The organism is Mycobacterium sp., assembly GCF_035499775.1.
In the GTDB taxonomy this organism is placed as follows: Bacteria; Actinomycetota; Actinomycetes; order Mycobacteriales; family Mycobacteriaceae; genus Mycobacterium.
Map to the genome: position 1 here is coordinate 94658 of NZ_DATJYB010000222.1, position 9322 is coordinate 103979.

The window sequence follows — 9322 nt, forward strand, 5'->3', positions numbered from 1 at the left end:
CCGGTGCCGATCAGCGAACGCCCTCGGCCTGCCACCAGTCCCACAGGCGGGCTTGGGTCCGGTCCCTCTCGATGCTCTGCTCAGCGTCTACCAAAATCATTGCGGTGGTGTCTGTCCAGAGCAGATGGACGACGGAATTACCACCTTGGCCGTTGAACACGACCGACCCGCTGTGCCCGCCGCGGTTCCACTGGATGGGCCCCTTCGTGCCATCCGGGAAAGGTTGCACCGGATTGTCCGGGTCCGCGAGGGCGCGCTGGAAGTCGGCATTCAGATCGCCGGCGTTGGCGTACAGCAGGTAAAGCGCGTTCCACGGGCCGCCGGGATCGTGATTTGTGAAGTCGGGGCAGTCGACCGCCGCCAGCGCCGCGGGGGTGCGCGCGCTGGCCGGGTGGCAGTCGGCGGGGTTGAAGCCGCCGGACAGATGGCTCATCAGAGTTTGCACGTCTGCTGGAGCGTTTGCCGGGTCAGCCGCGGCCGGGGTGGGTAACCCGGCGGCGGTCAGGCCGATCAGGAGGGTGGCGGCGCCGGCGCCGGTCAGCTGAGGACGCAAGCGGACCATGGTTTGCTCCTCTGCTTCGTAGGAAGCTACGGTGCGCAGCTTATCCCTCCGAAGGCACCGCGATGGCCTGTTTTCTGATCTCTGTCATTAAGCGCGACGGGGCTGTTCGTCCGCTGTGTTGTACGGAAATCTGTTGCGGGACAGTGTCTTAGGAATTAGAGATGGGTCTTAGGAATTAGAGATGGCCACTTGGGGCCTGGGCTCGTGCTGCTGGCGGTAGTGGCGGATCTCGTAGATCAAGCCGGCCAAGCCCAGGGCGCCGGTACACGCCGACACCAGAATCAGCAGCGGGCTGGGGTGACCGGCGAGCGCGTCGCCCAGGATCACCACCGCGGCAGTGCCGGGAAGCAAACCGGCCAGCGTTGCCAGCGTATAGGGGACCAGCCGCACGCCCGACGCGCCGGCGGCATAGTTCAGCGCCGAGAACGGCACGGCAGGAATCAACCGCAACGACAGCGTGGACAGCCAGCCCCGCTCCCGCAGGCGCTCGTCCACCTGGTCGACCGACCGATGGCGAAACAGGCGGTTGAGCCGCCAGCCGGCGGCACGCACCAACAGCAATGCGAGCACCGCGCTCGCGGTGCTGCCGGCCACCGCGATCACCACGCCCAGCAAGGGGCCGAACAGCAGACCCGCGGCCAGCGTGAACGCGGTGCGGGGGATCGGCACCACCGTGACGACGATGTGCGCGGCCAGAAACGCCAGCGGGAACCAGGGGCCTACCGATTTGGCCCAGTCCCGCAACTCCACCGCGGTGGGCAGCCGAAGCAACAGCGCCGCCGCCACGAGGATTGTGATAACCACCACTGTCCCGACGGTCCGTGCCGGTGGCAGCTGACGCGCCGCGGCGCCCACTGCGCAGCCCAGACTGCGCAGGGTACCGGCGATTTTGCTGGTGGCGAGGCTCGTCACGGTCTACAGGGTACGGGTCATCGGTGAACAGGACCTTCCCCACGGCTGGCGTTTCGCCGACAGCCCGGCTGGACTCCGCGCTTTTTTGCGGCCAGCTCCATCAATTAGCCTGATTAGCAAGTCGCATGAACGAAAACGCTGCGTATCGCTGCGGAAACAGGAGCAATCGGTGTCCATTGACGTACCCGAGCTCGCCGACCTGGAACAGGTTCGCGTGCGCTGGCGCAGCGCGGTCGCCGGTGTTCTCGCCAAGAGCACCCGCAAGGACCCCGCCGACTTGGGGGAGCAACCCGAGCATCTGCTGGAGACCCCGACATATGACGGGTTCGCCGTGCGTGCGCTCTACACCGCGCTCGACGAGCTGCCCGAGCCGCCGCTGCCCGGCGAGTGGCCCTATGTGCGTGGCGGCCCAGCATTCCCTGCATTGCGCGACGTCAACACCGGCTGGAAGGTCGCCGAGGCGTTCCCTTCGCCGGGCGCATCCGCGGCTGAAGCCAACGCGGCGATGCTGGCCGCGCTGGGCGACGGGGTCAGCGCGCTGCTGCTGCGGGTCGGGGATCCCGGCGTGCCGCCGCAGCAACTCGAGGCGCTGCTGGCGGGTGTGTACCTGAACCTGGCGCCGGTGATCCTCGATGCGGGCGCCGACTACCTGGCGGCCTGCGACATCCTGCTCGCGCTGATCGGCCGCCTGGAGCCCGACCAGCGCGCGACGCTGTCGGTCGACCTGGGCGCCGACCCATTGACCGCGATGCTGAGCGACCGCGCCGCGCCGCCGGTCGAGCAGGTGGTCGCGGTCGCCGCCCGCGCGATCGGGCAGCGCGGAGTGCGGGCCATCACCGTCGACGGGCCGGCCTTCCACAATCTGGGCGCCAGCGCGGCCTGGGAGCTCGCCGGCAGCATCGCCGCCGCGGTGGCCTACCTGCGCGTGCTCAGCGAGGCGGGCCTGTCGGTTGCCGATGCGCTCGGGCAAATCAGCTTCCGACTGGCCGCCGACGACGACCAGTTCATGACGATCGCCAAAATGCGCGCCGTGCGCCAACTGTGGGCCCGGGTCGCCGAGGTCGCCGGCGACCCGCAAGGCGGCGCTGCCGTCGTGCACGCGCAGACATCGCTGCCGATGATGACCCAGCGCGACCCGTGGGTGAACATGTTGCGCACCACGCTGGCCGCGTTCGGTGCCGGCGTCGGCGGCGCCGACACGGTGCTGGTGTACGCGTTCGATGTGGCGATCCCGGGCGGCTTCCCGGGTATGGCGACCAGCTTCGCGCGCCGGATCGCCCGCAACACCCAGCTGTTGTTGCTGGAAGAGTCGCATGTCGGGCGGGTGCTGGATCCCGCCGGCGGATCATGGTTCGTGGAGGAACTCACCGAACAGCTGGCCCAGCAGGCCTGGCAGCATTTCCGGGCCATCGAGTCCCGCGGCGGATTCGTCGACGCCCGTGATTTCATCGCCGCGCAGATCGCCGAGACCTCGGCCCGCCGCGCCGAGGACATCGCTCATCGCCGGGCCGCGATCACCGGTGTCAACGAGTTTCCGAACCTGGGCGAACCCGCACTGCCGCAAAGTGATTCGCTGGCGGGAGCCGGCAACTTGGTGCGCTACGCGGCCGGGTTCGAGGCGCTGCGCGACCGTTCGGATGCCTACCTCGCCCGGACCGGGGCGCGCCCGCAGGCGCTGCTACTGCCGCTGGGTCCGCTGGCCGAGCACAACATCCGCACGACGTTCGCGTCGAACCTGTTGGCGTCCGGCGGCATCGAGGCGATAAATCCGGGAACCGTCGACGCCGCCGCCGTCGGCCGGGCCGTGGCCGACGCGGGCTCCCCGACCGTGGCGGTCATCTGCGGCACCGACAAGCGCTACCCGGACGAGGTGCCCGCCATTGTGCAGGCGGCCCGCAACGCCGGCATCGAGCGGATTTACCTGGCCGGACCGGAGCATGCCCTGGGCGATGCGCAGGACCGGCCAGACGACTTCCTGACCGCGAAAATCAATGCGGTCGAAGCCCTTTCGAATCTGCTCACCCGGTTGGGAGCTTAGCCGCGATGACGACCAGTACGCCCGTTATCGGCAGTTTCGCCGATGTCCCGTTGCACGGCACGCGTTCCGTGCCGCCGTCCACCGAAGCCGCAGTGGCAGAACACGTCGCAGCGGCCGCGTCAGCACACGGCTACACACCGGATCAGCTGCAGTGGCAGACGCCGGAAGGTATTGACGTCAAACCGGTTTACATCGCCGCCGACCGCGCCGCCGTCGCGGCGCAGGGCTACCCGCTGAACAGTTTCCCGGGCGAGCCGCCCTTCGTGCGCGGCCCGTACCCGACGATGTATGTCAACCAGCCGTGGACGATTCGCCAGTACGCCGGGTTTTCCACCGCCGCGGATTCCAACGCGTTCTACCGCCGCAACCTGGCCGCGGGTCAGAAGGGGCTGTCCGTGGCCTTCGACCTGGCCACCCACCGCGGCTACGACTCGGACCACCCACGCGTCCAGGGCGACGTCGGAATGGCCGGTGTGGCAATCGATTCCATTCTCGACATGCGGCAGCTGTTCGACGGCATCGACCTATCGACGGTGTCGGTGTCGATGACCATGAACGGTGCCGTGCTGCCGATTCTGGCGCTGTACGTGGTGGCGGCCGAGGAGCAGGGCGTGCCGCCGGAGAAACTGGCCGGCACCATACAGAACGACATCCTCAAAGAGTTCATGGTCCGCAACACCTACATCTATCCGCCGAAGCCGTCGATGCGGATCATCTCCGACATCTTCGGCTACACCAGCGCCAAGATGCCGAAGTTCAACTCCATCTCGATCTCCGGTTATCACATCCAAGAGGCCGGTGCCACAGCGGATTTGGAACTGGCCTACACGCTGGCCGACGGGGTGGACTACATCAAGGCAGGGCTGGACGCCGGCTTGGACATCGACAAGTTCGCGCCCCGGCTGTCCTTCTTCTGGGGCATCGGAATGAACTTCTTCATGGAAGTCGCCAAGCTGCGCGCGGGCCGGCTGGTGTGGAGCGAACTGGTCGCCGAATGCGGTAGCCAAAGCCCGAAATCCAGGTCGTTGCGCACACATTCGCAGACATCGGGCTGGTCGCTGACCGCACAGGACGCTTTCAACAACGTCGCCCGCACCTGCATCGAGGCGATGGCAGCGACTCAGGGTCACACCCAGTCGCTGCATACCAACGCCCTGGACGAGGCGCTGGCGCTGCCCACCGACTTCTCCGCCCGGATCGCGCGCAACACGCAGCTGGTGCTGCAGCAGGAGTCGGGCACCACCAGGCCCATCGACCCGTGGGGCGGCTCCTACTACGTCGAGTGGCTGACCCACCAGCTCGCGCAGCGCGCCCGCGCCCACATCGCGGAGGTCGCCGAGCACGGCGGCATGGCCCAAGCCATCAGCGACGGCATCCCCAAGCTGCGCATCGAGGAGGCGGCCGCGCGCACCCAGGCCCGCATCGACTCCGGCCAGCAGCCGGTGGTCGGGGTCAACAAGTACCAGGTCGACGAGGACCAAGAGATCGAGGTGCTCAAGGTCGAGAACAGCCGGGTGCGCGCCGAGCAACTGGCCAAACTGCAGGAGCTGCGGGCAACCCGGGACGCCGCGGCGGTCGAGGCCGCGTTGGCCGAGTTGAGCCGTGCGGCCGCCGCGCACGGACGTGCCGGAGAAGACGGGCTGGGCAACAACCTGCTCGCGCTGGCCATCAACGCTGCCCGGGCCAAGGCCACGGTCGGCGAGATCTCCGACGCGCTGGAAAAGGTGTACGGACGGCACCAGGCGGAGATCCGTACCATCTCCGGGGTCTACCGTGACGAAGTCGGAAAGGCCTCCAACATCGCAAGTGCTACCGAGCTGGTCGAGAAATTCGCCGAGGCCGACGGCCGCCGCCCCAGGATTCTGGTCGCCAAGATGGGCCAGGACGGTCACGATCGCGGTCAGAAGGTGATCGCGACGGCGTTCGCCGACATCGGGTTCGACGTCGACGTCGGGTCGCTGTTCTCCACGCCCGACGAGGTGGCCCGCCAGGCCGCGGACAACGACGTGCACGTGGTGGGGGTGTCCTCGCTGGCCGCCGGGCATCTGACGCTGGTGCCGGCACTTCGTGACGCCCTGGCGAAGGTGGGCCGGCCCGACATCATGATCGTGGTCGGCGGTGTCATCCCACCCGGTGACTTCGACGAGCTGTACCAGGCCGGGGCCACCGCCATCTACCCGCCCGGGACAGTGATCGCCGACGCCGCGATCGGCTTGCTGAACAAGCTCGCCGGCCGACTGGGCTACGACCTGGGCTAGTGGGGATGACATCCCAAAGCACCGACACCGTTGACGCGCTGGCCACGGCTATCCGCAGCGGCGATCGTGCGGCGCTGCCGCGGGCCATCACGCTGCTCGAATCCACCCGCGGCGACCATCGGGAACAGGCGCAACAACTGCTGCTGGAGTTGACGGCGGAGTCCGGCAAGGCCCATCGGGTCGGTATCACCGGGGTTCCGGGGGTGGGCAAGTCCACCGCCATCGATGCGCTGGGCATGTACCTGATCGAGCAGGGGCACCGGGTGGCGGTGCTGGCCGTGGACCCCTCGTCGACTCGCACCGGCGGATCGATTCTGGGCGACAAGACCCGAATGGGGCGGCTGGCAGTGCATCCGGACGCCTACATCCGGCCGTCACCGACGTCGGGAACTTTGGGCGGCGTGGCAAAGGCCACCCGGGAAACAGTTGTCTTGTTGGAAGCCGCCGGATTTGACGTGATCCTGATCGAAACCGTCGGCGTCGGACAGTCCGAGGTTGCAGTCGCCAATATGGTCGACACGTTCGCTGTGTTGACCCTGGCGCGCACCGGTGATCAGTTGCAGGGCATCAAAAAAGGTGTGCTGGAGTTGGCCGACATCGTGGTGGTGAACAAGGCCGACGGTAACCACCTGGCCGAGGCGCGGTCAGCGGCGCGCGAGCTCTCGTCGGCCATCAGACTGATTTATCCGCGCGAAACACTATGGCGGCCACCGGTTCTCACTATGAGTGCGGTGGAGGAGACCGGCCTGGCGGAGTTTTGGGACACCGTCCAGCGTCATCGCCAAGTGCTCACCGAGGCAGGCGAATTCGACGCGCGCCGGCGGGCCCAGCAGGTTGACTGGACCTGGCAGATGGTCCGCGACACCGTGCTGGACCGCGTGCTGTCCAACCCCGAGGTCCGCAAGATCCGCGCCGAGGTGGAGCGTCAGGTCAAAGCCGGCGAGCTGACGCCCGCCCTAGCGGCCCAGCAAATACTCGGGGCAGCAGCTCGCTAACGGATAGGTAAATTAATAATGGTTTGCGCGTGCCCCGTGTGAAATCCAAGTAAATTCAAAGTGTGACAGCGGATACCAGAGTCGATCTCCGCGCGGTCCCTACTCGCGATGACCCCGGCGCAGGTCATCGTGTGTCCGGCGCGGCGGACTCACATTTCGATTGCGTCGTTCGCGCGTTTGCCGGCATGTTTCCCGCCCGGCGGTTCGGTGGCGGGGCCCTGGCGGTGTATGTCGACGGTCAGCCCGCCGTTGACGTGTGGACCGGGTGGGCTGACCGGCGCGGAGACGTGCCGTGGACGGCGGACACCGCCCCGATGGTGTTCTCGGCGACCAAGGGGATGGCCTCCACCGTCATTCACCGGCTCGCCGACCGCGGGCTGATCGACTACGACACCCCGGTTGCTCAGTACTGGCCGGAGTTCGCGGCCAACGGCAAGGCGGCCATGACGGTGCGTGAGGTGATGCGGCATGCGGCCGGCCTGTCGGGCTTGCGCGGCGCCACCCAGGAACACTTGCTGGACCACCTGATGATGGAAGAGCGGCTTGCTGCGGCCGCACCGGGACGTCTGTTGGGCAAACAGGCCTACCACGCGCTGACGTACGGGTGGTTGATGTCGGGTTTGGCGCGAGCGGTCACCGGAAAGAGCATGCGCACGCTGTTTCGTGAGGAGCTTGCGGCGCCGTTGGACACCGATGGCTTTCACCTGGGCCGGCCGCCGATCGAAGCACCGACCCGGGCCGCCCAGATCATCATGCCCCAGAACATTGCCGCCAACCGGGTTGTCGCCTGCGTGACCAACAAGGTCGCCAACCGCTTTCTCGGCGTGTACCGGTCGATGTACTTCCCGGGTGTCATGGCCTCCGTCCAGGGTGAGATAGCGATGCTGGACGCCGAGATGCCGGCGGCCAACGGCGTAGCGACGGCCCGCGCGCTGGCGCGCATGTACGGTGCGATCGCCAACCACGGCGAGGTGGACGGCACCCAATTCCTGTCCCGGGAGCTGGTTGCGGGTCTGGCCGGGCGGCGCAGCCTGCGGCCGGACTCAAACCTCGGCGTTCCCTTGAGCTTCCACCTGGGCTACCACTCTGTGCCGTTCGCCTTGCCGGGCTTCGGGCATGTCGGGCTGGGAGGTTCGCTCGGCTGGGCCGATCCGGCGACCGGCGTCGCCTTCGGGTTCGTGCACAACCGGCTGTTGACACCGTTCGTGCTGACCGACCATGTCGGCATGGTGGCCCTCGGCGGCCTGCTGCGCCAGGCGGCGGCGAAGGTCAAGAAGCGCGGCTTCGAGCCGGTGACCGACTTCGGTGCCCCGTTCGCCGAGCCGGGAGCCGTCGCCGGCTGACCTACCGGACTCGTGGCGATCGCGAGCGCGGCGCAGCCGGGCGAAGCGGGTCGCCACCATCTGGACTACGAATCTTCCAGGCGGAAGCCGACTTTCATGGTCACCTGGAAGTGTGCAACCGATCCCTCCGCCAGATGGCCGCGAACCGACTGCACTTCGAACCAGTCCAGGGCGCGCATGGTCTGTGACGCGCGCGCCAGGCCGCTACGGATGGCCGCATCGACGCCGTCGGGTGAGGTTCCGACTATCTCGATTACGCGGTAGGTGTGGCTGCTCATCGGGTCCCCTTACGTCGGTCGATAGTGCTTCTGGACGAATTGAATATGAATGCAATCAGGACGGTTGCCGCTGCAGCTGCGAGGTGCCGCACAAGTGCGCTACCTCGCTGCGGCCCTCGGCCACGGCCAGGTACACCGACTTCATCGCCTCGAGGTACCGCAGCACCGAGTCGAAGGCGATCGGATTGTTCGGGAACGACGCCGTGACCGTGGTTTCTTCGTGGAACTTGTTGACCCACATGCACACTCGGGCGGCGACCTTGCCGTCGGTGAACACCCTGGTGTTCGCCCGGCCCAGTTGTGTCGCAACGACGGCAGAAAGCGGCGGCACACCGGCATCGAGGAATGACAGCATGGGAAAGCCGTTCCGTGGCGGTGGCTTTTTCAGCCAGGGCGCCAGCTCCAGCACCCGCTCGAACGGCACCCTGGCCAGGTCGGTGCTCGAGTCGAAGGCGGCTTGGGCGCAGCGCGCGGTCTCGTCGAACGAGGAGCCGACGGGTACGACCAGTGGAATGTGGCCGATGAACCATCCGCTGGTGACGAATTCCGCCGGAGTGCTGCGAGTGCCGGTAGGGGTGACCGCGTAATAGGTTTCGGCGCCGGTGAGTTCGTTTTCGGTCAGGGCGGCGCACGCGAACACCCCGCCGCTGAACCGGGCGCCCGCGCGGGTACACGCAGCTTCGAAGCGAGCGGTCTGCTCGGCGTCCATCAGTCGTAGCGAGAGGACGTCGCCGGTGCTGAGCCGTGCCGTGTCGCCGAGCGGCAACGGGAAGGAGGGCAGGGATCCGCCGTTGTTCTCGAAGAACTCGACCCACCTACGGATCGCGGGGGAGTCCAGGCTCAGCGCCGAGTTGTGCGCGCGCTCGCGCTTGCAGTACTCGTCATAGCTGCCGACGGCCGGCAGCCGGATGGGTTCGCCACCGTCCATCAGGGCGT

6 protein-coding genes and 2 pseudogenes are annotated in these 9322 nt (G+C 67.4%); 4 read left to right on the top strand and 4 right to left on the bottom strand.

Annotation, left to right across the window (positions count from 1 at the left end; all coding sequences use genetic code 11):
- Positions 1 to 10 precede the first annotated feature (10 nt).
- Together VML93_RS14915 and VML93_RS14920 are read right to left on the bottom strand one after the other, a co-directional pair.
- Complete coding sequence (locus VML93_RS14915; protein WP_325611737.1) at positions 11 to 562, bottom strand: hypothetical protein; 552 nt, start codon at positions 560 to 562, stop codon at positions 11 to 13.
- Positions 563 to 730: 168 nt separating this feature from the next.
- Positions 731 to 1474, bottom strand: coding sequence for a TVP38/TMEM64 family protein (locus VML93_RS14920; protein WP_325611739.1), 744 nt, complete (start codon positions 1472 to 1474; stop codon positions 731 to 733).
- 169 nt (positions 1475 to 1643) lie between these two features.
- Between VML93_RS14920 and mutA the strand changes: the two genes are divergently transcribed.
- The 4 genes and pseudogenes from mutA (at position 1644) to VML93_RS14940 (ending at position 8108) form a co-directional block, all read left to right on the top strand.
- Positions 1644 to 3512, top strand: a complete 1869-nt coding sequence (gene mutA / locus VML93_RS14925) for a methylmalonyl-CoA mutase small subunit (protein ID WP_325611741.1) — start codon at positions 1644 to 1646, stop codon at positions 3510 to 3512.
- Between the two features lie 5 nt (positions 3513 to 3517).
- A complete protein-coding gene (gene scpA, locus VML93_RS14930; protein WP_325611742.1) occupies positions 3518 to 5770 on the top strand; it encodes a methylmalonyl-CoA mutase in 2253 nt (750 codons plus the stop codon).
- Positions 5771 to 5775: 5 nt separating this feature from the next.
- Positions 5776 to 6776 (top strand): annotated as a pseudogene (gene meaB / locus VML93_RS14935) (methylmalonyl Co-A mutase-associated GTPase MeaB).
- 51 nt (positions 6777 to 6827) lie between these two features.
- The gene (locus tag VML93_RS14940) at positions 6828 to 8108 is read left to right on the top strand and encodes a serine hydrolase domain-containing protein (RefSeq protein ID WP_325611744.1); all 1281 of its coding nucleotides are present in this window, start codon (positions 6828 to 6830) and stop codon (positions 8106 to 8108) included.
- Between the two features lie 65 nt (positions 8109 to 8173).
- Here VML93_RS14940 and VML93_RS14945 read toward each other — a convergent pair whose 3' ends face one another.
- Positions 8174 to 8386, bottom strand: coding sequence for a dodecin (locus tag VML93_RS14945; RefSeq protein WP_325611746.1), 213 nt, complete (start codon positions 8384 to 8386; stop codon positions 8174 to 8176).
- A 55-nt stretch (positions 8387 to 8441) separates the two neighbouring features.
- A pseudogene (locus VML93_RS14950) lies at positions 8442 to 9322 on the bottom strand (acyltransferase); the annotation flags it as partial.

Bases quoted from the DNA above. Each gene is read 5' to 3' on its own strand.
- VML93_RS14915 (WP_325611737.1), bottom strand. From the start codon at position 562: ATGGTCCGCTTGCGTCCTCAGCTGACCGGCGCCGGCGCCGCCACCCTC.
- scpA (WP_325611742.1), top strand. From the start codon at position 3,518: ATGACGACCAGTACGCCCGTTATCGGCAGTTTCGCCGATGTCCCGTTG.
- VML93_RS14945 (WP_325611746.1), bottom strand. From the start codon at position 8,386: ATGAGCAGCCACACCTACCGCGTAATCGAGATAGTCGGAACCTCACCC.